General features: G+C 69.2%; 21 protein-coding genes and 2 tRNA genes. 6 read left to right on the forward strand and 17 right to left on the reverse strand.

Annotated elements, in window-relative coordinates:
- The first annotated feature begins 366 nt into the window (after positions 1-366).
- The gene (gene valS, locus ACPYN4_RS04865) at positions 367-2,943 is read left to right on the forward strand and encodes a valine--tRNA ligase (RefSeq protein ID WP_424445770.1); all 2,577 of its coding nucleotides are present in this window, start codon (positions 367-369) and stop codon (positions 2,941-2,943) included.
- A 1-nt stretch (position 2,944) separates the two neighbouring features.
- On the forward strand, positions 2,945-3,193 hold the full coding sequence (locus ACPYN4_RS04870; protein WP_076690715.1) for a hypothetical protein: 249 nt from the start codon (positions 2,945-2,947) through the stop codon (positions 3,191-3,193).
- Positions 3,194-3,196: 3 nt separating this feature from the next.
- On the opposite strand, the gene ACPYN4_RS04875 is transcribed toward ACPYN4_RS04870, so the two are convergent.
- Positions 3,197-3,397 carry a hypothetical protein gene (locus tag ACPYN4_RS04875; protein ID WP_424445771.1) on the reverse strand — a complete coding sequence of 67 codons (201 nt, stop codon included), beginning with the start codon at positions 3,395-3,397 and terminating at the stop codon, positions 3,197-3,199.
- Positions 3,397-3,987, reverse strand: coding sequence for a helix-turn-helix domain-containing protein (locus ACPYN4_RS04880; RefSeq protein ID WP_424445772.1), 591 nt, complete (start codon positions 3,985-3,987; stop codon positions 3,397-3,399). Before ACPYN4_RS04880 ends, ACPYN4_RS04875 begins: the two co-directional genes overlap by 1 nt.
- Positions 3,988-4,068: 81 nt before the next feature.
- Between ACPYN4_RS04880 and ACPYN4_RS04885 the strand changes: the two genes are divergently transcribed.
- Entirely contained in the window at positions 4,069-6,126 is a 2,058-nt protein-coding gene (locus ACPYN4_RS04885) for a M3 family metallopeptidase (RefSeq protein WP_424445773.1), read from the forward strand.
- A gap of 80 nt (positions 6,127-6,206) precedes the next feature.
- On the opposite strand, the gene ACPYN4_RS04890 is transcribed toward ACPYN4_RS04885, so the two are convergent.
- The 6 genes from ACPYN4_RS04890 to ACPYN4_RS04915 form a co-directional block, all read right to left on the reverse strand.
- Positions 6,207-6,773, reverse strand: a complete 567-nt coding sequence (locus ACPYN4_RS04890; protein WP_076690710.1) for a dihydrofolate reductase family protein — start codon at positions 6,771-6,773, stop codon at positions 6,207-6,209.
- A gap of 32 nt (positions 6,774-6,805) precedes the next feature.
- Complete coding sequence (gene clpX / locus ACPYN4_RS04895; protein WP_281653218.1) at positions 6,806-8,074, reverse strand: ATP-dependent Clp protease ATP-binding subunit ClpX; 1,269 nt, start codon at positions 8,072-8,074, stop codon at positions 6,806-6,808.
- 158 nt (positions 8,075-8,232) lie between these two features.
- Positions 8,233-8,904 carry an ATP-dependent Clp protease proteolytic subunit gene (locus ACPYN4_RS04900; RefSeq protein ID WP_281653219.1) on the reverse strand — a complete coding sequence of 224 codons (672 nt, stop codon included), beginning with the start codon at positions 8,902-8,904 and terminating at the stop codon, positions 8,233-8,235.
- 18 nt (positions 8,905-8,922) lie between these two features.
- Positions 8,923-9,519 carry an ATP-dependent Clp protease proteolytic subunit gene (locus ACPYN4_RS04905; protein WP_239280749.1) on the reverse strand — a complete coding sequence of 199 codons (597 nt, stop codon included), beginning with the start codon at positions 9,517-9,519 and terminating at the stop codon, positions 8,923-8,925.
- Positions 9,520-9,681: 162 nt separating this feature from the next.
- Entirely contained in the window at positions 9,682-11,178 is a 1,497-nt protein-coding gene (gene tig, locus ACPYN4_RS04910; RefSeq protein ID WP_281653220.1) for a trigger factor, read from the reverse strand.
- An 80-nt stretch (positions 11,179-11,258) separates the two neighbouring features.
- Positions 11,259-11,332 (reverse strand) — tRNA-Pro (locus tag ACPYN4_RS04915).
- Positions 11,333-11,427: 95 nt separating this feature from the next.
- Here ACPYN4_RS04915 and ACPYN4_RS04920 point away from each other — a divergent pair.
- Positions 11,428-11,501: transfer RNA gene (locus tag ACPYN4_RS04920), tRNA-Gly, on the forward strand.
- A gap of 23 nt (positions 11,502-11,524) precedes the next feature.
- Here ACPYN4_RS04920 and ACPYN4_RS04925 read toward each other — a convergent pair.
- Positions 11,525-12,037 carry a hypothetical protein gene (locus tag ACPYN4_RS04925; protein ID WP_239280747.1) on the reverse strand — a complete coding sequence of 171 codons (513 nt, stop codon included), beginning with the start codon at positions 12,035-12,037 and terminating at the stop codon, positions 11,525-11,527.
- On the reverse strand, positions 12,034-14,739 hold the full coding sequence (locus ACPYN4_RS04930; RefSeq protein WP_281653221.1) for a cation-translocating P-type ATPase: 2,706 nt from the start codon (positions 14,737-14,739) through the stop codon (positions 12,034-12,036). Before ACPYN4_RS04930 ends, ACPYN4_RS04925 begins: the two co-directional genes overlap by 4 nt.
- 147 nt (positions 14,740-14,886) lie before the next feature.
- Between ACPYN4_RS04930 and ACPYN4_RS04935 the strand changes: the two genes are divergently transcribed.
- Positions 14,887-16,461 carry an MFS transporter gene (locus ACPYN4_RS04935; RefSeq protein WP_239280745.1) on the forward strand — a complete coding sequence of 525 codons (1,575 nt, stop codon included), beginning with the start codon at positions 14,887-14,889 and terminating at the stop codon, positions 16,459-16,461.
- 45 nt (positions 16,462-16,506) lie between these two features.
- Here the strand turns inward: ACPYN4_RS04935 and ACPYN4_RS04940 are convergent, their stop codons facing one another.
- From ACPYN4_RS04940 to ACPYN4_RS04960, 5 genes are all read right to left on the reverse strand, one after another.
- Positions 16,507-16,908 (reverse strand): DUF7144 family membrane protein, encoded by a 402-nt coding sequence (locus tag ACPYN4_RS04940; protein ID WP_239280744.1) that lies wholly within the window; start codon positions 16,906-16,908, stop codon positions 16,507-16,509.
- Between the two features lie 25 nt (positions 16,909-16,933).
- Positions 16,934-17,272 carry an SHOCT domain-containing protein gene (locus ACPYN4_RS04945; protein WP_281653222.1) on the reverse strand — a complete coding sequence of 113 codons (339 nt, stop codon included), beginning with the start codon at positions 17,270-17,272 and terminating at the stop codon, positions 16,934-16,936.
- Positions 17,273-17,283: 11 nt separating this feature from the next.
- Positions 17,284-17,700, reverse strand: coding sequence for a DUF6325 family protein (locus ACPYN4_RS04950; RefSeq protein WP_239280742.1), 417 nt, complete (start codon positions 17,698-17,700; stop codon positions 17,284-17,286).
- Positions 17,701-17,721: 21 nt separating this feature from the next.
- On the reverse strand, positions 17,722-18,105 hold the full coding sequence (locus ACPYN4_RS04955) for an SHOCT domain-containing protein (protein ID WP_239280741.1): 384 nt from the start codon (positions 18,103-18,105) through the stop codon (positions 17,722-17,724).
- 112 nt (positions 18,106-18,217) lie between these two features.
- The gene (locus ACPYN4_RS04960) at positions 18,218-18,754 is read right to left on the reverse strand and encodes a gamma carbonic anhydrase family protein (RefSeq protein WP_239280739.1); all 537 of its coding nucleotides are present in this window, start codon (positions 18,752-18,754) and stop codon (positions 18,218-18,220) included.
- A 141-nt stretch (positions 18,755-18,895) separates the two neighbouring features.
- Between ACPYN4_RS04960 and ACPYN4_RS04965 the strand changes: the two genes are divergently transcribed.
- On the forward strand, positions 18,896-19,381 hold the full coding sequence (locus ACPYN4_RS04965; protein WP_239280737.1) for a Dps family protein: 486 nt from the start codon (positions 18,896-18,898) through the stop codon (positions 19,379-19,381).
- 204 nt (positions 19,382-19,585) lie between these two features.
- On the opposite strand, the gene ACPYN4_RS04970 is transcribed toward ACPYN4_RS04965, so the two are convergent.
- Both ACPYN4_RS04970 and ACPYN4_RS04975 read right to left on the reverse strand, forming a co-directional pair.
- Positions 19,586-21,076, reverse strand: coding sequence for an amidohydrolase (locus ACPYN4_RS04970; protein WP_281653223.1), 1,491 nt, complete (start codon positions 21,074-21,076; stop codon positions 19,586-19,588).
- Positions 21,076-21,741 (reverse strand): FMN-binding negative transcriptional regulator, encoded by a 666-nt coding sequence (locus ACPYN4_RS04975; protein ID WP_281653224.1) that lies wholly within the window; start codon positions 21,739-21,741, stop codon positions 21,076-21,078. Before ACPYN4_RS04975 ends, ACPYN4_RS04970 begins: the two co-directional genes overlap by 1 nt.
- Between the last annotated feature and the right edge of the window lie 32 nt (positions 21,742-21,773).

Below are 21,773 nucleotides of genomic sequence, written 5' to 3' on the forward strand. Positions count from 1 at the left end.
AAGTCCGCAGACGCACGATCCCGCCGGCACGCCGCACCGATTCCGTAACTGTTATGCGTGCCAGCCTGGGACTCGGGGCGCCGCCGTAGGGCGCCCGCCCCGGCATCCGTGGACAATTCGGCACGAAGGCGTCCTGTGGAGGAGGCGATGGTCGGCGCGGATTCCGAGGAGAAAACCCGATACCGAGGAGCGGATGCCGGCTTCTGCTCCTCGGAATCCGCCATCTCCGCGGCATCCGCGCTGCGCGGCATCCGACTCGGGCAGCGCCCCCGGGTGCCTGCGGCGGCGCTCCCCGGTAGAATGGGCCCACAACCCACACTCAGGCACGCTCACACAGTGCCGCCTATATCGCTCGAGGAGACCACCATGTCGACGACCATTCCCGACAAGCCCGCGCTGGAAGGCCTCGAGCAGAAGTGGGATGCCGCGTGGAGCGCGGCCGGAACGTACCTGTTCGACCGCGACGCCGCCAAGGCGAAGGGTCGTGCGGGGGTCTTCTCCGTCGACACTCCCCCGCCGACGGCATCCGGGAGCCTCCACATCGGCCACGTCTTCAGCTACACGCACACCGACGTGAAGACGCGCTTCGAGCGCATGCGCGGCAAGACCGTGTTCTACCCGATGGGCTGGGACGACAACGGGCTTCCGACCGAGCGCCGCGTGCAGAACTTCTACGGCGTGCGCTGCGACACCGCCCTGCCGTACGACCCCGACTTCACCCCGCCGTTCCACGGGGATGCCAAGAGCCTCAAGCCCGCCGATCAGGTGCCGATCAGTCGCCGCAACTTCATCGAGCTGTGCGAAGAGCTGACGCTCGAGGACGAGAAGGCATTCGAGGCGGTCTTCCGCCAGCTGGGGCTCTCCGTCGACTGGACGCAGACCTACCGCACGATCTCCGACGAGACCATCCGCACGAGCCAGCTCGCGTTCCTCCGCAACCTCGAGCGGGGTGAGGCCTACCAGTCGCTCGCGCCGACGCTGTGGGACATCGACTTCCGCTCGGCGATCGCGCAGGCCGAGCTCGAGGACCGCGAGCAGCAGGCCAGCTACCACCGCATCGCGTTCCACAAGACCGACGGATCGGGTGACATCCACATCGAGACGACGCGGCCCGAGCTGCTCGCGGCGTGCGTCGCCCTCGTCGCGAACCCCGACGACGAGCGCTACCAGCCCCACTTCGGCACGACCGTGCGCACCCCGATCTTCGACGTCGAGGTGCCCGTGCTCGCGCATCACCTCGCGCAGCAAGACAAGGGCTCGGGCATCGCGATGATCTGCACGTTCGGCGACGTGACCGACATCATCTGGTGGCGCGAGCTCGACCTCCCCAACCGCACGATCCTCGGGCAGGACGGCCGCATCGTCGCCGACGCCCCTGAGGTGCTCGTGACGGATGCCGCGAAGGCCGCCTACGCCGAGATCGCGGGCCTGACGGTGTTCAGCGCGAAGAAGAAGATGGTCGAGCTGCTGGAGGCCTCCGGTGAGCTGCTCGAGGTGTCGAAGCCCTTCAGCCACCCGGTGAAGTTCTACGAGAAGGGCGACCGGGCTCTCGAGATCGTCTCGACGCGGCAGTGGTACCTGCGCAACGGCGCCCGCGATGAGGCCCTGCGCGACAAGCTCATCGCGCTCGGCCGCGGCATGGATTGGCACCCCGACTTCATGCGGGTGCGCTACGAGAACTGGACGAACGGCCTGACGGGCGACTGGCTCATCTCGCGCCAGCGCTTCTTCGGCGTGCCGATTCCGGTCTGGTACCCGCTCGACGAGAACGGAGAGCGCATCGACGGCGAGGTGATCACCGCCGACGTGGCCGCGCTGCCGGTCGACCCGACGACCGACGCGCCCGCGGGCTACACCGAGGACCAGCGCGGCGTCCCGGGCGGCTTCGAGGGCGAGAAGGACATCTTCGACACCTGGGCGACCTCGTCCCTCACGCCGCAGCTGGCCGGCGGCTGGCAGCGCGACGAGGAGCTGTGGAACCTCGTCGCGCCGTTCGACCTGCGCCCGCAGGGCCAGGACATCATCCGCACGTGGCTGTTCTCCACGATGGTGCGCTCGGCTCTCGAAGACGGCCGCGCGCCGTGGACGGATGCCGCGATCAGCGGCTTCATCGTCGACCCCGACCGCAAGAAGATGTCGAAGTCGAAGGGCAACGTCGTCACGCCCGCCGACATCCTCGAGGCCCACGGCACCGACGCGGTGCGGTACTGGTCCGCATCGAGCCGCCTGGGCGCCGACGCCGCCTTCGATCCGCAGAACCCGACGCAGGTGAAGATCGGCCGGCGTCTCGCGATCAAGGTGCTCAACGCCGCGAAGTTCGTGCTGTCGTTCCCGGTGCCCGCGGGTGCCCACGTGACGCACGCGCTGGATGCCGCGATGCTCGCGACCCTCGATCAGGTGGTGCGCGACGCGACGAAGGCCTTCGAGGCCTACGACCACGCCCGCGCACTGGAGGTCACCGAGGCGTTCTTCTGGACCTTCTGCGACGACTATCTCGAGCTCGTCAAGGAGCGCGCCTACAACCAGACCGACGCCGGGCAGGCCTCCGCCGCACTCGCCCTGCGTCTCGCGCTGTCGACGCTGCTGCGTCTGCTCGCCCCCGTCCTCGCCTTCGCAACGGAGGAGGCCTGGTCGTGGTTCGAGGACGGGTCCATCCACACCACCGCATGGCCTGAGCCGCTCGAGATCGCGGGCGACCCCGCGGTGCTCGCCGCGGCATCCGCCGCGCTCATCGGCATCCGTCGCGCGAAGACCGAGGCGAAGGCCTCGCAGAAGACGCCGGTCGCCCGCCTCGTGCTGCGCGCCGACGACGCGACGATCGCCGCGCTGCGGTCAGCCGAGGGTGACCTCAAGGCCGTCGGGCGCATCGCCGAACTGGAACTCATCGGTGGCGGCGACGCTCTCGCCGTCGACGCCGTCGAACTCGCCACCGAGGAGGCCTGACATGCAGCTCGGTACACGCTGGACGAGCGGTGACGAGCCGCCTGCGGCGGTACCGGCCGTGTTGCGCCCGCAGATCGCGGCCGTCGACCGGGCGATGCCGCGGGACGACCTCGGTCAGCCGCGCCCGCGGTGGACGCTGACGTTCCTCGAGGGGCGGCCGATCGCCGAACTCGACACCGGCGTCATCGTGGAGGCGAGCGCCTCGGGCGAGGTCGTCGTCCGTCACGACGACGAGGACGAGTTCGGCTGATCCTCAGCGGCGGATGCCGAGAAGGTGCGCGCGCATCGCGCACTGATCCCACGCCGACTCGGCGACGCGCGCACGTCGGCAGTCGTTACGGAATCGGCGGCGCTCGATGCGCTCGATGACCCCGACCTCCAGCGCCACCGCAATGCGCAGGGCGACCCGGTCCGCGAGCGTCAGGCGTACCGGCGGGGTCGCGATGGCGGCCATCAGCGGGCATCCCGCGCGCGCGGAGGGTTCTGGGAGGGCAGGATGTCGAGGCGAACGCTGTAGCGCACCGCCTCTTCGTCGTCCTGGTCGCGGGTGTCCTCGGCGACCTCGTCGATGATCGCCTGCAGTCGCTGAGCGAGCTGCTCGTACTGCGGCACCGTGAGGGACAGGTTGGCGAACGTCAGGTGCGCATCCCACTGCTCGCTCGGGCGCGCCAGCCGCTCCTGGAGGGTCCGCACGAACCACTCGCCGCGCTGACGGTAGAGCTCGGTGAGCGCCAACTGGGTGGCGGCGAGCCCCGCGGGGGTTGCCGAGGTCTCCTCGCTCCCCACCAGCACCCGTCCCCGCGGCAGCATCCACCAGCGTTCGCGGGCGTTGCCGCGGGTGGTGTCCTCTTCGATGAGGTGGGCGCGGGCGAGGATGCGGAGGTGGTAGCTCGTCGAGCCGCTGGACTCCCCCGTCATTTCCGACAGGCTGCTCGAGGTCTGGGCGCCCTCGCGGCTGAGGATGTCGAAGATCCGCACCCGCAGCGGGTGCCCGAGCGCACGCAGCGCCGCGGTGTCCAGTTCGCGCATCTGCTGTTCGGCCATGATGCAAAGATACCTTTGCCTTGCTTGTTTTGCAAACATACCTTTGTGGTTCACGCCAACCGCGGACTCTAGGGTGGATCCATGACGGATGCCGCGACGAACCCCCTTCTCCTCGAGAGCACGCTCCCCTACGGCCTGCCGGACTACCGGCAGATCCGTCCGGAGCACTATCTCCCGGCCTTCGAAGCGGCGTTCGCGGAGCATCGGCGCGAGATCGAGAACATCACCCGGGTGCGCTCGATGCCGACGTTCGAGAACACGATGGTCGCGCTGGAGCGGTCCGGGGATCTGCTGGGACGCGTCGCGCGCACCTTCTACACGGTGTCCTCGGCGGATGCGACGGCACAGATCCAGGAGATCGACGAGGCTCTCGCGCCGCTCATGGCCGCTCATCAGGACGCCGTGCAGCTCGACGGTCAGCTGTACGGGCGCGTCAAGACGCTGCACGACCGGCTCGACGACCTCGCGCTCGAGCCCGAGCAGCGCTATCTCGTCGAGCGTCACTTCCGCGAGATGACGCACGCCGGCGCCGGGCTCGATGACGCACAGAAGCAGCAGCTCACAGAACTGAACCAGCGACTCTCGGTGCTGACCACGACCTTCGAGAAGAATCTGCTCGCCGACACCAACGACCTCGCGGTCGTGTTCGACGACGCGGCCGAACTCGACGGACTGACCGAGGGCGAGCTGTCGGCGGCGGCGCAGAACGCCACCGATCGAGGGCTGGATGGCCGCTATGTCGTCACGCTGACGCTGTTCACCGGGCATCCGTATCTGTCGAGTCTCACCAATCGCGAGAGCCGACGACGGCTGATGGAAGCCTCACGCAGTCGCGGTTCTCGCGGTAACGAGCACGACAACCGCGAGGTCCTCCGCGAGATGGTCCGGCTGCGGGCCGAGCGCGCGGCGCTGCTCGGGTACGACAGCCACGCGGCGTATGTCACGAGCGACGAGACCGCGGGTTCGCCCGAAGCAGTGCACGCGCTGCTGCGCCGGCTCGCCGTGCCGGCGGCCCGCAACGCGCGCGCCGAGCAGGAGGCGCTGCAGCGGATCGTGGATGCCGAGGCGGCGCCCTTCGCCCTCGAGGCCCACGACTGGGCGTTCTACACCGAGAAGGTGCGCGCGGCGGAGTACGACCTGGATCGCACAGCGCTGCGCCCCTGGTTCGAGGCGGAGCGCGTCCTGCAGGACGGCGTCTTCCGCGCCGCGACCGCGCTCTACGGGATCACGTTCACCGAGCGGGAGGACCTGCCGGCGTACCACCCCGACGCGCGCGTGTTCGAGGTGCACAATGCCGACGGATCGCCGCAGGGTCTGTTCATCCTCGATCTGTACACACGCGACACGAAGCGCGGCGGCGCGTGGATGAACTCGATCGTGTCGCAGTCGCGACTGCGGGGAACCCTGCCGATCGTCGTGAACAACCTGAACGTCCCGAAGCCCGCGGCCGGACAGCCGACTCTGCTCACCCTCGACGAGGTGACGACGCTGTTCCACGAGTTCGGCCACGCCCTGCACGGACTGTTCGCGACCGTCACCTACCCCCGCTTCGCGGGGACGGCGGTGTTCCGCGACTTCGTGGAGTTCCCCAGCCAGGTCAACGAGATGTGGATCCTGTGGCCCGAGGTCCTCGCCGCGTACGCCCGTCATCGCGAGACGGGTGAGCCGCTGCCGCAGGAGGTCGTCGACAAGCTGCATGCGTCGGAGGCGTTCAACCAGGGCTTCGCGACGAGCGAGTACCTCGCGGCATCCTGGATCGATCAGGCCTGGCACGCGCTGGACGCGCACGCGGCCGCCGAGGTCACCGACGTCGCGGCCTTCGAAGCCGCGGCCCTCGCCGACATCGGACTCGACAACCCGACGGTGCCGACGCGGTACTCGTCGACCTACTTCGCGCACGTGTTCTCGGGCGGCTACAGCGCCGGCTATTACTCGTACATCTGGAGCGAGGTGCTCGACGCCGACACCGTCGAGTGGTTCCGCGAGAACGGCGGCCTCACCCGCGAGAACGGCGACCGGTTCCGCCAGCGCCTCCTCGGCGTCGGCGGCTCGAAGGATCCGCTCGAGGCCTACCGCGACTTCCGCGGACGCGATGCCGACATCGCCCCACTGCTGAAGCGCCGCGGCCTCGACGCCTGACAGGATGTGGGCGCAACTGGTCGCTGCGCGCGCGGGAAGCGACGATCTGCGCCCACTTCTCGTCCGGTGAGCAGCATGGGTCAGCGCGTAGGGGCTGCCGTGACCTCGTAACACAGACGCGCGAACTGGCCGGCGGCGGATGCCGACAGCAGACGGAGCCGGTTCGACTCCAGCCGCCGCGGCAGGAGCGGTGCTCCCCCGTTCAGCAGAACCGGCGCGATCGAGACGGCGATCTCGTCGAGCGCGCCGGCATCGAGGAACTGGCCGGCGAGCTCTCCCCCGCCGACAATCCACACGTCGCCGTCTCCGGCGGCTGACCGGATGGCGGGGAGGGCGTCGGTGACCGCGCCGGACACGAACCGGACATCCGCGCCCTCCGGGACGGGCAACGCCCGCGTCGTGAACACGAACGTCGGCCGATCGCCGTGGAAGTTCCGCCACTTCTCGGGGTGCGCGAGGATGTCCTCGTGCTCGAGGACCCACTGATACGTCGTGGCGCCCTCCACGAGCACCGTCGCGTTCTGCGGCACGAGTGAGGCGTCGGGCTCGGCGCCGCCTTCCACGGCGAACAGCCAATCGAGCGAGTTCTGCTCGTCGGCGATCCAGCCGTTGAGGGTCGTGGCGGTGTCGAAGAGGAATCGGTTCATGCCGGCATCCTACGAACCGGCGCCCACACGCCTCAGGCGCTCTTGCGCTTGCGCTCCAGCACGAGGGTGGGCGGCGCGCCCTCCGTCACCGACGCGCGCGTCACGATGACCTTCGCGACATCGTCGGTCGACGGGATATCGAACATGATCGGGCCGAGCACATCCTCGAGGATCGCGCGGAGACCTCGGGCGCCGGTCTTGCGGGCGACGGCCAGGTCGGCGATGGCGCGCAGCGCCTCGTCCTCGAACTCCAACTCAGCGCCGTCGAGCTCGAACATGCGCTGGTACTGCTTCACGAACGCGTTCTTCGGACCGGTCAGGATCTCGATGAGCGCTTCCTGATCGAGCGGCGCGACCGAGGTGACGACCGGCAGACGGCCGATGAACTCCGGGATGAGACCGAACTTGTGGAGGTCCTCGGGGCGCACCTCGCTGAAGAGGTCGAGCTCCTTGCCCTTCTCCTGCAGCGGGGCGCCGAAACCGACGCCATGCTTGCCCACGCGCGAAGAGATGATGTCCTCGAGACCCGCGAAAGCGCCCGCGACGATGAAGAGCACGTTCGTCGTGTCGATCTGGATGAACTCCTGATGCGGATGCTTGCGGCCGCCCTGCGGCGGCACGGAGGCGACCGTGCCCTCCAGGATCTTCAGCAGCGCCTGCTGCACGCCCTCACCCGACACGTCGCGCGTGATCGATGGGTTCTCGGCCTTGCGGGCGATCTTGTCGACCTCGTCGATGTAGATGATGCCCGTCTCGGCCCGCTTGACGTCGAAGTCGGCGGCCTGCAGCAGCTTCAGCAGGATGTTCTCGACGTCCTCGCCGACGTACCCGGCCTCGGTGAGGGCGGTGGCGTCGGCGACCGCGAACGGGACGTTCAGGCGCTTGGCGAGCGTCTGCGCGAGATAGGTCTTGCCGCAGCCGGTCGGGCCGAGCAGCAGGATGTTGCTCTTGGCGATCTCGACCTCGTCGGCGCGCTGCTCGGCGCTCTGCAGGGTGCCGTGGGCGCGGACGCGCTTGTAGTGGTTGTAGACGGCGACCGAGAGCGCCTTCTTGGCGGCATCCTGCCCCACCACGTACTCCTCGAGGAACGCGTAGATCTCGCGGGGCTTCGGGAGGTCGAAGTCGGCCACGACGCCGTCGCCGGACTCGGCCATCCGCTCTTCGATGATCTCGTTGCACAGCTCCACGCACTCATCGCAGATGTAGACGCCGGGGCCTGCGATGAGTTGCTGGACCTGCTTCTGGCTCTTGCCGCAGAAGGAGCACTTGAACAGGTCGGCGCTCTCACCGATTCGAGCCATGGTGCTCCTCCTTCAGAGAACTCTCAGGTGCGGTTCGAGCCTAACCGCTGTCCGGGACATCCCGGCGGATTGCGACGCCGATGCGGAGATCGTGTGCAACGACGAAGTCCCGCCGCCCGGGTCAACGGTGCGCGGCGGGACTTCGCGGGAGGGCACGCTCAGGACGTGATCGCGGCGGGCTGACGCTTGCGCGAGGTCAGCACCTGGTCGACGATGCCGTACTCGAGAGCCTCGGTCGCCGACAGGATCTTGTCGCGGTCGATGTCCTTGTTGACCTGCTCCTGCGTGCGGTTGGTGTGACGGGCCATCGTCTCCTCGAGCCACGTGCGCATGCGCAGGATCTCGGCCGCCTGGATCTCGATGTCGGACGCCTGACCGTGCCCGGCCTCGCCGACGGCGGGCTGGTGGATCAGGATGCGGGCGTTCGGCAGCGCGAGACGCTTGCCGGGCGCGCCGGCCGCGAGCAGCACGGACGCCGCCGACGCCGCCTGTCCGAGTACGACCGTCTGGATCTGCGGCGAGACGTACTGCATCGTGTCGTAGATCGCGGTCATGGCCGTGAACGAGCCGCCGGGCGAGTTGATGTACATGATGATGTCGCGGTCGGGGTCCTGCGACTCGAGCACGAGCAGCTGGGCCATGACATCGTCGGCCGAGGCGTCGTCGACCTGCACGCCGAGGAAGATGACGCGGTCCTCGAACAGCTTGTTGTACGGGTCCTGACGCTTGTAGCCGTACGCCGTGCGCTCTTCGAACTGCGGCAGGATGTAGCGGCTGGACGGCATCTGGATGCCGGAGTGCTGCGGGATGCCGAAGGCGGGGGTGTTCATTCGTTGTGCTCCTTCGGGTCAGTTCGTGGCGGTCGCGTCGGTGCCGCCGCCGCCGATGACGTCGGTCGCCGACTCGCGGATGTGGTCGACGAAGCCGTAGGCGAGCGCCTCGTCGGCCGTGAACCAGCGGTCGCGGTCACCGTCGGCGTTGACCTGCTCGACCGACTTGCCGGTCTGCGCGGCGGTGATCTCGGCGAGGCGACGCTTCATGTCGAGGATGAGCTGCGCCTGCGTCTGGATGTCGCTCGAGGTGCCGCCGAAGCCGCCGTGCGGCTGGTGCAGCAGCACGCGGGCGTTCGGCGTGATGTAGCGCTTGCCCTTCGTGCCCGCTGTCAGCAGCAGCTGCCCCATCGAGGCGGCCATGCCGATGCCGACCGTGACGATGTCGTTCGGCACGAACTGCATCGTGTCGTAGATCGCCATGCCGGCCGTGATCGAGCCGCCGGGAGAGTTGATGTAGAGGTAGATGTCGCGCTCGGAGTCTTCGGCGGCGAGCAGCAGGATCTTGGCGCAGATCTCGTTGGCGTTCTCGTCGCGCACCTCCGACCCGAGCCAGATGATGCGGTCTTTCAGCAGTCTGTCGAAGACGCTCGTGGCGAGAAGTGGTTCAGCCATGGATGCTCCTGATTCCGGGTTACCGTTCGCCATCGAATCTACCCAGCCGCGCACGGCACCCCGGCCGTGTTCGCCGTCGGCGGAGCGCCGTGTCGGCCGCGCCGCCCGGGAACGACGAAGGGTCCGGATGCCGAGGCATCCGGACCCTTCGCTGAGCCGGGCTTACTCGGCGTCGGCCTTCTTCGCCGGAGCCTTCTTGGCGGCGGGCTTGCGCGCGGGCGCCTTCTTCGCGGGGGCGTCCTCGGCGGGCGCCTCCTCGGCATCCTTCTTCGCGGCCGGCTTCTTCGCGGCCGGCTTCTTCGCGGCCGGCTTCTTCGCGGCCGGCTTCTTCGCGGCGGGCTTCTCCTCGGCCGCAGCCTCGTCGGCGGCCTCGTCCTCGTCGTCGACGGCGGCGAAGCCGGTGAGGTCGACCGACGCGCCGTTCGTGTCGACGACGGTGACCTTGCCGAGGGCGATCGCGAGCGCCTTGTTGCGGGCGACCTCGCCGACCATCATCGGCAGCTGGTTGCCCTGCTGCAGCGCGTCGACGAACTCCTGCGGGGCCATGCCGTACTGCGCGGCCGACTGGATGAGGTACTGCGTGAGCTCTTCCTGCGAGACCTGCACCTCGTGCGCCTCGGCGAGCTTGTCGAGGATCATCTGCGTGCGGAACTGCTTCTCGCTCGCCTCGGTGACCTCCGCGCGGTGCACGTCGTCCTCCAGGCGCCCTTCGCCCTCGAGGTGCTGGTGCACCTCGTCTTCGACGAGCTGAGCCGGCACGGGGATGTCGGTCGCAGCGATGAGCGCGTCGACCAGCTTGTCGCGCGCTGCGGCGCCCTGCGTGAAGACGGCCTGCTCGCCGACGCGGGCGACGAGGCTCTCACGGAGCTCGCCGATCGTGTCGAACTCGCTCGCCATCTGGGCGAAGTCGTCGTCGGCCTCGGGCAGCTCGCGCTCCTTGACGGCGACGACGGTGACGGAGACCTCGGCCTCCTGACCGGCGTTGTCGCCGCCCACGAGGGTCGAGCGGAAGGTGGTGTCCTCACCGGCGGTGAGCGAGTCGACGGCCTCGTCGATGCCCTCGAGCAGTTCGCCCGAGCCGACCTCGTACGACACGCCCTCGGCGCGGTCGATCTCGGCGCCGTCGATCGTGGCGACGAGGTTCAGCTCGACGAAGTCACCCTTGGCGGCGGGGCGGTCGACCGTCACGAGCGTGCCGAAGCGGCCGCGGAGGCGGTCGAGCTCGGCATCCACGGCGGCCTCGTCGGTCTCGACGGCGTCGATCTCGACGGTCACGGTGTCGAGGGCCGGAAGCTCGAACTCGGGGCGCACGTCGACCTCGACCTCGACCTTGAGGTCGCCGGAGAAGTCCTTGTCGCTCGGCCAGTCGACGACCTCGGCCGAGGGGCGACCCACGGTGCGCACCTCGTTCGCCTGCACAGCCTCGCGGTAGAACCCGTCGAGGCCCTCGCTGACGGCGTGCTCGATGACGGCGCCGCGGCCGACGCGCTGGTCGATGATCGGCGCGGGGACCTTGCCCTTGCGGAAGCCGGGGATCTGGATGTCCTGCGCGATGTGCTCGTAGGCGTGCGCGATGGCGGGCTTGAGCTCGTCGGGGGTGACCGAGATGTGCAGCTTCACCCGGGTGGGGCTCAGCGTCTCGACGGTGCTGGTGACCATGCCTGTTCGTTCTCCTCGTGTCCGGTCGCGCGGGCGCGCGGCCGTGGTTCTGGGTGTCGTGGTGTTCAGGGGGCCGATCGTCGGGGCGACAGGATTTGAACCTGCGGCCTCCCGCTCCCAAAGCGGGCGCTCTACCAAGCTGAGCTACGCCCCGGGCGCGCACGCGAGCGAGCGCCGAAAAACGGCCGTTGGTCAGTCTAGCCGACGCGACCTTGTAGACTCTTCGAGGCACCGCGTCAGCGCGGCTGCGGGGATGTAGCTCAATGGTAGAGCTTCAGTCTTCCAAACTGACGGCGCGGGTTCGATTCCCGTCATCCCCTCCACATCGCCATCGCACGCACCTCGCTCAGTGCGTGACGAAGGCCTTCAGCAGGATCAGCACGACGCCGAAGGATGCCGCGACGACCGATCCCACGATGCGTGCGGCCCAGCTCTCACTCCACCGCGAGATGGCGATCCAGCCGAGGACGGCGAGCATGACCGTATTGACGACGAGCGCCGCCCAGTTCGCGGTGGTGTCCGGAATGACGTGAGTCGTGCCGAGGGCCAGGATGACGACCGGCACGACCGCGGCGACGAGCAGCCCCGACGACTGGCGGGCCGCATGCGCGAGGGCGTGCCGCAGATGCCCCGTGCGCCCGACCGCGGCGAGCCGCGCGACGGCGCCCGCATACACGTGCGCCGCATAGAACACCGCGACGGTGACGATGACGGTGACGAGCACCTCGATCGACGCGGTGCCGGACTGCCCGCTGACGACGATCATCCCCGAAACGAGGATGAGCCCGTAGATCGCCTCTTCGGTCAGGAGGACCTGGTGCACACGCCAGTTCGGCTCGGACGCGCCGTCCTCCGTCATCGCCCGCCCGCTTTCGCGAGCCGGCGCCGCCGCACCGCCTTCTCGCCTTCGACGAAGAGGGGCACGATCAGCGCGAGGCCGAGGCAGATGAGCCACTGCGGGCCGTCGAGCGACGTCGTGCCGACGAGCCGCTGCAGGAACCCGATCTCCACGGCGGCGATGGTCAGCGCGAGAGGGATCGACAGCCACTTGACCGCCACCAGGATGGGTGCGGCCAGGCCCGACTGGGGGTCCCGACGCATCACGAGGCCACTGAAGATCGACCCGAACGCGGCGATCACGAACACCATCGTGACCGGCACATTGGGCTCGGTCGAACTGGCCTGCTCCGGCCAGATCAGCAGCGGCAGCAGCGATGTGAGGAAGATCGCCCCGCCGTACAGGAACCACAGGGTCACGGCGCCGCCGTTCGCGATCGTCTTCTTCGGGTCACGTGGCGGCAGGGACATGATGCCCTCCGGCGCGGGGTCGAGCAGGATCGCGATCACCGGGAAGATCGTGATGAAGAAGTTGAGGAACAGCACCATGATCGGCGTGAGCGGCATGCCGTCGTTGATGTTGAACAGGCTCGCCACGAGGAACAGCAGCACGAGCGAGAACAGCTGCGACATCTGGTAGCGGACGTAGCTGACGATCTTGTCGTAGATGACGCGCCCCAGCCGCACCGCCGTCACGAGGGTGCCGAAGTTGTCGTCGACGAGGATCATCTTGCCGGCCTGCTTCGTCACCTCGCTGCCCGACCCCATCGCGACGCCGATGTCGGCCTGCTTGAGGGCGGCGGCATCGTTGACGGCGTCGCCGGTCATCGCGACGACCGCGCCCTGCTCCTGCATCAGCCGGGCGAGCCGCAGCTTGTCCTCGGGCGTCACGCGACCGAACACGTGCAGGTGCGGCAGCTTCGCCTTCAGCTCGTCGTCGGTCATCGCCTGGATGTCGGCGCCACTCGCGGCCCCGTCGCCGAGCCCCAGCTTCGCGCCGATCGCGGCGGCCGTGATGGCGTGGTCGCCGGTGATCATCCGCACCTCGATGCCCGCCTCGCGGGCGATCCGCACGGCCTCCTTCGACGACGGGCGCAGCGGGTCGATGATGCCGACGAGCCCGACGAGCGTGAGGTCGGTCACCTCCGCCATCGGGTCGGCCGGGACTTCGGCGCCCGGCGCGAAGCGACGGAAGGCGATCGCCAGCACTCGCAGGCCCTGCTCCGACAGCTCACGGTTCGCGTCAAGCACCGCCTGCCGCTGCGCGGCGATGGGCGCGGGTCCGTCGGCCGTGTACACCGACCCGCAGCGCTCGAGCACGACGTCGGGGCCGCCCTTGACGACAGAGACCAGCCGGCCACCGTCCGCGCCGGGAAGCTCGTGGTAGGTCGCCATGAACTTGTACGCGGAGTCGAACGGCACTTCGGCGAGGCGCGGATACTGCGCGCGGGTCAGCTCGGCATCCGCCCCCATCTTCGCGGCGAGCACGACCAGAGCCGCCTCCGTCGGGTCGCCCACGACGACGCCGTCATCCGACACGGTCGAGTCGTTGCACAGCGTCAGCGCGAGGGCGAGCTGCGTGAAGTCGGGGTTCGGAGTGCCCGCTGCGCGGCGGATCTCGCCCGACTTCTCGTAGCCCGAACCCGCCACCGTGAACCACTCGCCCGCCGCGTACATCGATTCGACGGTCATCTCGTTCATCGTGAGCGTGCCGGTCTTGTCGGAGTTGATCGCGCTCGTCGCGCCAAGCGTCTCGACGTCGGTGAGGTTCTTCACGACCGCCTTGTGCTCGGCGAGCTGACGCGAGCCGAACGAGAGCATCGCCTGCACGAACGAGGGCATGCCGGTCGGGATCGCCGAGATCGCCATCGAGATACCGAGCAGGATCACCGAGGCGATCTCCTGCCCACGCAGCAGCCCCGCGATGATGATGATCGCGACGGCACCCCAGGCGATCCACCCGAGCACGCCGGTCAGCGAGTCGAGCTCGCGCTGCAGGGGCGACTTCGCCGGCTTGACCGCCGACAGCATCGAGGCGATCCGGCCCATCTGCGTGGTCATGCCGGTGTCGGTGATCACGACGATCGCCGTCCCGCGGGTGACCTGCGTGTTCTGGAACACCATGTTCGCGCGGTCGCCGAGGGTCGTCTCGGCGTCGGCGATCGTGCCGGCGTCCTTCGCGATCGGCGCGCTCTCCCCCGTGAGCGCGGCCTCCTGCGTCTCGAGGGTCGCCGACCGCAGGATGCGCCCGTCGGCGGGCACGACATCGCCCGCCTCAAGGGCGACGATGTCTCCCGGCACAAGCGTCGTGGCATCCACCTGCACGCGCGTGCCCCCGCGGATGACCTTCGCCTGCGGGATCTGCATCTTCGCGAGCGCGTCGACGGATGCCTTGGCCTTGAGCTCCTGCCGCGCACCGAGCACGACGTTGAGCACGACGAGCGCGCCGACCAGGATGCCGACGCTCAGCTGGTTGATGAAGAGGCTGATCACCGCCACCGCGATCAGCATGACGTTCATCGGGTCGGCGACCTGCCGCAGCGCCACCTGCCACACCGAGGGCGCGGGCTCGGCGGCGATCGCGTTGGGTCCGTGCTCGGCCAGACGGCGCTGCGCCTCGGCATCGGTCAGCCCGGCATCGCGGTCGCTCGACAGTGCAGCGACCACCTCCCCGGCATCCTGCGTGAACCACGGGGTCTCGGTGTTCTCGGCCACGGCGCTCATGCTCCGATCGTAGGGGTTCGGCGCTCGACACTGCGTCAGCGACGAACCGATGGATACAGCGCCAGTGTAGGGGTCTGCACAGCTGCGACCGCAACGGCTCGCACGCCGCGCTCGACGCCGCCCTCGCGCCTGTGCTTCACTGCCGGAATGGCACCTGCGGAAGACGGGCGATTCAACACCCGACTGGCGATCCTGATGGCGATGGCGATGTTCGTCCTGGTGGTCGACACCTCGCTCATGAACGTGTCGATCTCCGCTGTCGTCCGCGATCTCGGAGCCACAGCGAGCGGGGTCCAGGGGGCCATCGCGCTCGAGGCCCTGGTGTCGGCGGCGTTCATCCTCATCGGCGGCAAGACCGGCGACCTCATCGGCCGCAAGCGCGCCTATCTGCTCGGCCTCGTCGGCTACGCGATCGGCGCGCTGGCGATGACTCTCGCGCAGGACCTGACGACCGTCATCATCTTCTGGGCGGTCATCGGCGGGCTCGGCGCCGCCCTCCTGCTGCCGTCGATGCAGTCGCTCATCCACGGCAACTTCGCCGGCGCCCACCGGAAGCGCGTCTACGCGCTCGTCGGCGCCGCGGCCGCGATCGCCGCCGCGGTCGGCCCTCTGCTCGGCGGCGCGATCACGACGTACCTCTCCTGGCGGGTCGGCTTCCTGCTGGAGGCGCTCGTGATCGCCGTCGTCCTCATCGGCGCGCCGCTGCTGAAGGACGTCCGATACACGGGCGAGCGGTCGATCGATCTCGTCGGCTCCGCGCTCTCGATCATCGGCATGGGCGGCATCGTCTTCGGCATCCTGCTGTGGCAGGAGGGTGGCGAGTACGTCGCGCTGACGATCGCGGTCGGGCTCGCGTCGCTGGTCGCCCTCGGCCTCTGGCTCGTGCGCCGCAAGCGCTCCGGACGCGCGACCCTGCTCGACCCGGGACTGTTCGCCTCGAAGCCGTTCCGCGTGGGCGCGACCGGACAGCTCCTGCAGCAGGTGACCCTCGGGGGCACCATGATCGTGCTTCCGCTGTACCTCCAGATGGTCCTGCAGTACAACGCCATGCAGGCGGGCCTGTCGATCGCACCGCTGTCTCTCAGCATGTTCGTCATCGCGATCCTCGCCGGGCGGGGCACGCGACGTCGGCCCGCGACGCTGATCCTCATCGGGTTCACCCTCGCGCTGGTCGGACTGATCGCCATCGTGCCGATCGTCCCCGTCGCCGACAGCGGGTGGTACCTGGTCGTGCCGCTCATCATCTGCGGATCAGGTCTCGGCCTGCTCGTCTCGCAGCTGAACAACTACACGCTCTCCCCCATCGAAGAAGAGCGCGTCAGCGAGGCCGCCGGCGTCAACTCCGCTGCCGGGTCGTTCGGGCTGTCGTTCGGCCTCGCCTTCGCGGGCGCGATCATGCTCGCCGCCCTCGCCTCGCTGTTCACCGGCTTGAGCAATGCCAGCACCGTGCTCTCCGACGATCAGAAGTCCCACGTCGCGCAGGTACTCGAGACGGATGCCGAACTCATGTCCGCGACGGCGCTCGAAGATCGGCTGACCGGCGAGTCGCCGGAGGTCGCGGCCGAGATCATCCGCATCAACGACGAAGCCGGACCGATCGCACTCCAGATCGCGCTGGGTGTGCCGATCCTCGCGGCCCTCGCGGGCGGGCTCAACGCCTTCCGGATGCGGCGCCTGTCCGATCCCGATCCCTCGGTGGATCGGGAAACGGTCGGGGGCTGAGCCCTTCCGGACCCAGCCCCCGATCGGTGCGCTCAGCGCGTCAGATCACTTCTCGCGCAGTTCCTTGCCGTGCGCGGTCAGCGCGTAGATGACCAGCACATCGATCGCGATGACGATGAGCGACCACCACGGCTGCGCCGGCACCAGCAGGAGCTGCACGACGGCGCTCAGCGCGGCGAGGATGATCGCCACCACGCGCGCCCACGTCTGCCCGGCGAACAGCGCCAGACCCGTGGCGATGAGGCCCAGGCCGATCAGCAGGTTCCACCAGCCCCACCCCGCCACGTCGAACACGAACAGCCGCTCGTCGGTGACGAGGTAGTAGGCGTTCGGGCCGATGACGGCGACGAGACCCTGCACGGCGCTGAAGACGCCGCTGATGAGGATGATGACGCCCGCGAAGACGCCCCACCCCACCCATCCACTCACGTGCTTGTCGTTACTCATGAAAGTTCCCTCTCGGTCCGTGTCGTCAGCTCAGCAGCTTGGCCTTCGCCGACGCGAATTCCGCGTCGGAGAGGATGCCCTGGCTGTGCAGGCTCGCGAGCTGCGTCAACTTCGACGTCAGATCGTCCGCCGGCGCGGCCGGGGCGGGGGGTGCGGGCGGCGCGGCGTTGGCGACGGCGCGCGCCGCGGCGGCATCCATCGCGTCCTGCTGCGCCTGCGCCTCGTAGGCCTCCTGCTGGTACTGCTCGTTCGCCCGCGCCTGCTGGCGACGCTGCACGTTTCCGGACACGGCCGTGGCGGTGCCCGCCACGACGGCCGTGCGTGCCGCCATCCCGATCAGACCGGGACGTCCTCTGCGCAACATGTCCTTCTCCTTCAGTTCTCGTTCTCGGACAGGAAGAGATTCACGACCGGGGCCGGCACGGTCTCGCGACCGATGACCGCGCCGCCCGCGTCGTAGAGCGCCTGCGAAAAGGCCTTCGCCCAGGCGAGCTCGACGACGAGGATCGCCGCGGACGAGCCGGGCGGAAGGTCCGCCGCGAGGTCCGTGACGTCCTCCTCACCGGCGAGGCCGTCGAGCTCGAGGGCCAACATGTCGCTGTCGGGTGTGTCGGCGAACTCGATGATGTCGAGCTCACCGTCCTCGCTCCGGCGCACGAACACGAGGTCGAGCAGATTGACGGTGCCGGACTTCACCAGGTCGTCGATCGCTTTCAGGACACCAGGCCCGGGGTGGTCGCCATCGAAGCCGATGGCGTAGAACTCGACGGGGCCGTAGTCGAACGTCGTCATGACTGTGCTTCTCTCCCGGACTCAGCCCGCGAGCGCCTTGGCCTTGACGGCGTCGAACTCGGCCTGGGTCAGCGCGCCCGCGTCGAGGAGCGTCTTCGCCTTGGCGATCTCATCGGCCGGCGACGACGCCGATCCCGCGGTGGCGCGGATGTACGCGTCCTGCTCCTTGCGGATGGCCGTCGCCTGCTCGATCGAGCGCTTCTGCATTCCGGACCCGCGGGCGATCAGGTAGACCAGCGCGGTCAGGAACGGAACGAAGATCAGGAAGATGATCCAGATCGCTCGGAGCCAGCCGTTCAACGATTGGTCGCGGAAGATGTCGGAAATGATGGAGAAGACGACCATCAGGTACGCGACGAAGACGAAGACCCAGAAGAACCAGGCGACCCAGCTCCAGATATCCATGTGAACCATTCCTTCTGTCAAGCCCCTTGCCTGACTGGTTCACACCGTACTATCAGGGTCGTCGCGTCTGCATCATCTTTTCCACGAGTCCGCCGCATCGCGGTAACCGGTCTCACGCTGACGCAGAAACGGCGTGGTTCAGAGAATGCGCGCGGTACAGTTGCGCGTTCCGGAGGATGCCGTCGCGCTCGTCCTCGCTGAGGGCGCGCCGCACCTTCGCGGGCACCCCGGCGACAAGAGAACCATCGGGGATGATCGTGCCCTCCAGCACCACCGCTCCCCCGGCGACGAGGCACCCGGCGCCGATCACGGCGCCGGAAAGGACGACACTGCCCATCCCGATCAGGCTGCCGTCGCCGATCGTGCATCCGTGCACGACCGCGTTGTGCCCCACCGACACGTCCGTGCCGATGACGACGGGCGCCGCGGCATCCACGTGCACGGTCACGTTGTCCTGCAGATTGCTGCCCGCGCCGAGCACGATCGAGTTGCTGTCACCGCGCACGACCGCGTTGTACCAGACACTCGCGCCCTCGCCGAGCGTGACGTCGCCGATCACCCTCGCCCCGGCGGCGACGAACGCGGACTCGGGCACGCGCGGAGCGCGGCCGGAAACGGTCAGGATCGAGGCGTCCTCGGCGATCGTCATACCCCGACGATAGCCCCGCAGACACGCGCATGCCGACGAGTGAGCGCAGGCTTGTCTTGCTTGCGGAATGCCCCGCGCTGAGTAGCGTTGGAAAGGAAGACGGGCCTGTTCACGCCCCGACGCACGAGTGGAGGAGACATCATGACCAAGACGCAGACGATATCGATGACCGCAGCGGGCCCCGAGGCGGCCGCCGGCACCGCCCAGTTCCTCACCCCCGTGGTCCTCGGCCTGCAGTCGCTCGCCGTCAACGGCAAGCAGGCGCACTGGAACGTGCGCGGCACCAACTTCATCGCGATCCACGAGCTGCTCGACACCGTGGTCGCGAACGCGCAGGGCTTCGCCGACCTCGCCGCGGAGCGCATCGTCGCCCTCGGCCTGCCCGTCGACGCACGCCTGTCGACGATCGCCGACAAGACCACGGCGACGAACGTCCCCGCCGGGTTCGCCCAGTGGCAGGACGTCATCGCCGCCGTCGTGACCGACATGGACGTCGTCATCGCCGACGTCCAGTCGGCGATCGACGGCCTCGACGAGACCGACCTCACCAGCCAGGACGTCGCCATCGCGATCAAGGCGGGCCTCGAGAAGGACCGCTGGTTCCTCTCCGCGCACCTCGCCGCGTGACACACACGCGCCGACACGACGGATGCCCCGGGCCGAGCGCCCGGGGCATCCGTCTTTCTCGTGGGCGGAGTCCCGGCCGACAGGCAGACACAACGGCGGACATTCGAGCCGACACGCCGAGGCTCGCGCCCCCATCCCGGCGTGTCGTGACGAATGTCCGCCGTTGTGTTCGGCGCGCGCCGCCGGCCGAGACAGGCTTGAGCCTCAGGCGACGTGCGTGAGGCGTCCGGCGAGGAGCGTCGCGGCGACCCGCGTCGCGCGCAGCGCCGGCTCGTCGGCCGTGAGCGGGTCTCGGTCGACGACCGCGAGGTCGGCGACGTCGCCGGGCATGAGCGTCGCCCGGGCAAGCGACCCGAGTTCGGTGGATGCGGCGAGCGCCGTGCCGGCATCCAGCCCCTGCTCGGGCCGCCACGCGGGGCGACCGTCCCGCGTGCGGTGCACGGCGGCGGCCATCGCCGCCCACGGATCGAGCGGCGAGACCGGCGCATCCGACCCGAACAGCAGGTTCGCGCCGGCGTCGGCCAGGGCGCGCAGCGGATAGGGCACCGCGGTCTGCTGCGCCCAGATCGCGTCGGTGAGGTCGCGATCGTCGATCGCATGCTCAGGCTGCACGCTCGCGCCGATGCCGAGGCGGGCGAACCGCGGGATGTCGGCGTGCGCGACGAGCTGCGCATGCTCGATGGTGCCCGTCGCGCCGGTCGCCGCGAACGCGTCGAGGGCGTGCGAGTTGGCGACGTCGCCGATGGCGTGCACCGCGCAGGACAGTCCGCCGCCGGTCGCCCGGGTCAGGAGTGCGACCAGCTCGTCCGGTGGAACGGTCAGGATGCCGTGGTTGTGCGGATCACCGGGGTAGGCGTGCGAGCACGCCGCAGTGCGCGTGCCGAGCGATCCGTCGGTGATGACCTTCAACGACCCGACCCGCACGAGACCCGCGGCATCGAGTGCGTCACCCGTCTCGAGTCCCTCCGCGATCGCACGCTCGAGCTGCGGCGGGTAGATCCCGAACCGGATGCGCGTCGTGTCGAACCCCGCCGCCAGTCGGCGCGCCCACGCCTCGGCGTTCCAGGCCATGTCGAGATCCACCACCCCGACGACACCCCGCCCCGCCGCGGCGGCGAGAGCCTCGCCGACGAGCGCGTCGGAGGTCGCGGGGTCGGCCGCGTTGAGGCGGCGGGAGATCTCGAAGGCCGGCTCCTCGCGCAGCATGCCCGACGGGTCGAGCGCGAAGCCCTCCCGGCGGAAGGCGGCGGAGTTCAGCCACACGCTGTGCACGTCGGCGTTGATCAGATACGTCGGCACGTCGCCGGTCGCACCGTCGAGCATCTCGAGGGTCGGCGTGTCGGGCCACAGCGCGTCGCGGAAGCCCGTGCCGACACGCCGCCCGTCGGCGAGCACCGGGGCCCGTCCCATGGCCGCCGCGGCCGACGCCGCGGACGCCATCCTCCCCATGTCCTCGCGCTGCGCGACGAGGGCCCACTGGACCGTGTGGACATGATGGTCCCACAGGCCCGGGATGATCCAGCCGCCCGCGCCGTCGACGACCGCGCCGCGCCGCGCGAGCGCTCCCGCCGGCGCGATGTCCGCGATCACGCCGTTCGCGAGGTGCACGTCGACGACGTCGTCGCCGAACGGGTCGAGGCGACCACCACCGGTGAGGCGGACGTTCGCGACGACGTCCGGGCGCTCGCCGCGCATCACGACGCAGCCCCCCGGGCCGCCGAACGCGCCGCGCGCAACGCGTCGTGCGCGCGGCGCATCTCGGCGGGCAGCCGCGGGTCGACGTACGGGCCCGCACCCGACTCGAGTTCGGCGATGATCGTGTCGACCACCTCGTCCGGCTTGTTCTGGCTGAGCTTGCGTTTCGCGACGACCTTCGTGGGAGTCAGCCGGAACCCGACCGTGCCCCGTTCCAGCCGGCGCACGTACTCCTCGTCGTTGGGCGGCTGCCACATCAGTCGCGGCTGCGGCAGGCCCGATTCGAACCGGGCGACCAAGCGTTCGAGCACCCGCAGATTCTCCTCCGCCGTCAGCACCTCGGGCACGCCGCTCAGATGCACCGAGACGAAGTTCCAGGTCGGCACGTTCGGTCCGTCGCCGTACCAGCCGGGCGAGATGTAGCCGTGCGGGCCCTGCACGATCACGAGCAGCTCCTGCTCGCCCAGTCCGTGGATCGCGTCATCGGGCTTGCCCACATGCCCCACCACCGTGAGGTCGTCGCGGTCCTCGTCGAGGAGCACGGCGTAGTGAGAGGCGACCAGCCCCTGCTCCGTCGCGCTCACGAGCGTCATCCACGGGTTCGCGTCGATGACGCGGCGCAGCTCCCCGGCATCCGTCATCGCGAAACTCGGATTCTGTCTCATCGGCGCACTCCTCTCGGCACGGCCACGCGCGG

The organism is Microbacterium sp. CH-015 (genome assembly GCF_049707015.1).
GTDB classification, from domain to species: Bacteria; Actinomycetota; Actinomycetes; order Actinomycetales; family Microbacteriaceae; genus Microbacterium; species Microbacterium aurum.

What these genes read in the sequence shown, in the direction of transcription:
- valS (WP_424445770.1), top strand. Translation starts at nt 367, where the DNA reads ATGTCGACGACCATTCCCGACAAGCCCGCGCTGGAAGGCCTCGAGCAG.
- ACPYN4_RS04870 (WP_076690715.1), top strand. Translation starts at nt 2,945, where the DNA reads ATGCAGCTCGGTACACGCTGGACGAGCGGTGACGAGCCGCCTGCGGCG.
- ACPYN4_RS04875 (WP_424445771.1), bottom strand. Translation starts at nt 3,397, where the DNA reads ATGGCCGCCATCGCGACCCCGCCGGTACGCCTGACGCTCGCGGACCGG.
- ACPYN4_RS04880 (WP_424445772.1), bottom strand. Translation starts at nt 3,987, where the DNA reads ATGGCCGAACAGCAGATGCGCGAACTGGACACCGCGGCGCTGCGTGCG.
- ACPYN4_RS04885 (WP_424445773.1), top strand. Translation starts at nt 4,069, where the DNA reads ATGACGGATGCCGCGACGAACCCCCTTCTCCTCGAGAGCACGCTCCCC.
- ACPYN4_RS04890 (WP_076690710.1), bottom strand. Translation starts at nt 6,773, where the DNA reads ATGAACCGATTCCTCTTCGACACCGCCACGACCCTCAACGGCTGGATC.
- clpX (WP_281653218.1), bottom strand. Translation starts at nt 8,074, where the DNA reads ATGGCTCGAATCGGTGAGAGCGCCGACCTGTTCAAGTGCTCCTTCTGC.
- ACPYN4_RS04900 (WP_281653219.1), bottom strand. Translation starts at nt 8,904, where the DNA reads ATGAACACCCCCGCCTTCGGCATCCCGCAGCACTCCGGCATCCAGATG.
- ACPYN4_RS04905 (WP_239280749.1), bottom strand. Translation starts at nt 9,519, where the DNA reads ATGGCTGAACCACTTCTCGCCACGAGCGTCTTCGACAGACTGCTGAAA.
- tig (WP_281653220.1), bottom strand. Translation starts at nt 11,178, where the DNA reads ATGGTCACCAGCACCGTCGAGACGCTGAGCCCCACCCGGGTGAAGCTG.
- ACPYN4_RS04925 (WP_239280747.1), bottom strand. Translation starts at nt 12,037, where the DNA reads ATGACGGAGGACGGCGCGTCCGAGCCGAACTGGCGTGTGCACCAGGTC.
- ACPYN4_RS04930 (WP_281653221.1), bottom strand. Translation starts at nt 14,739, where the DNA reads ATGAGCGCCGTGGCCGAGAACACCGAGACCCCGTGGTTCACGCAGGAT.
- ACPYN4_RS04935 (WP_239280745.1), top strand. Translation starts at nt 14,887, where the DNA reads ATGGCACCTGCGGAAGACGGGCGATTCAACACCCGACTGGCGATCCTG.
- ACPYN4_RS04940 (WP_239280744.1), bottom strand. Translation starts at nt 16,908, where the DNA reads ATGAGTAACGACAAGCACGTGAGTGGATGGGTGGGGTGGGGCGTCTTC.
- ACPYN4_RS04945 (WP_281653222.1), bottom strand. Translation starts at nt 17,272, where the DNA reads ATGTTGCGCAGAGGACGTCCCGGTCTGATCGGGATGGCGGCACGCACG.
- ACPYN4_RS04950 (WP_239280742.1), bottom strand. Translation starts at nt 17,700, where the DNA reads ATGACGACGTTCGACTACGGCCCCGTCGAGTTCTACGCCATCGGCTTC.
- ACPYN4_RS04955 (WP_239280741.1), bottom strand. Translation starts at nt 18,105, where the DNA reads ATGGATATCTGGAGCTGGGTCGCCTGGTTCTTCTGGGTCTTCGTCTTC.
- ACPYN4_RS04960 (WP_239280739.1), bottom strand. Translation starts at nt 18,754, where the DNA reads ATGACGATCGCCGAGGACGCCTCGATCCTGACCGTTTCCGGCCGCGCT.
- ACPYN4_RS04965 (WP_239280737.1), top strand. Translation starts at nt 18,896, where the DNA reads ATGACCAAGACGCAGACGATATCGATGACCGCAGCGGGCCCCGAGGCG.
- ACPYN4_RS04970 (WP_281653223.1), bottom strand. Translation starts at nt 21,076, where the DNA reads ATGCGCGGCGAGCGCCCGGACGTCGTCGCGAACGTCCGCCTCACCGGT.
- ACPYN4_RS04975 (WP_281653224.1), bottom strand. Translation starts at nt 21,741, where the DNA reads ATGAGACAGAATCCGAGTTTCGCGATGACGGATGCCGGGGAGCTGCGC.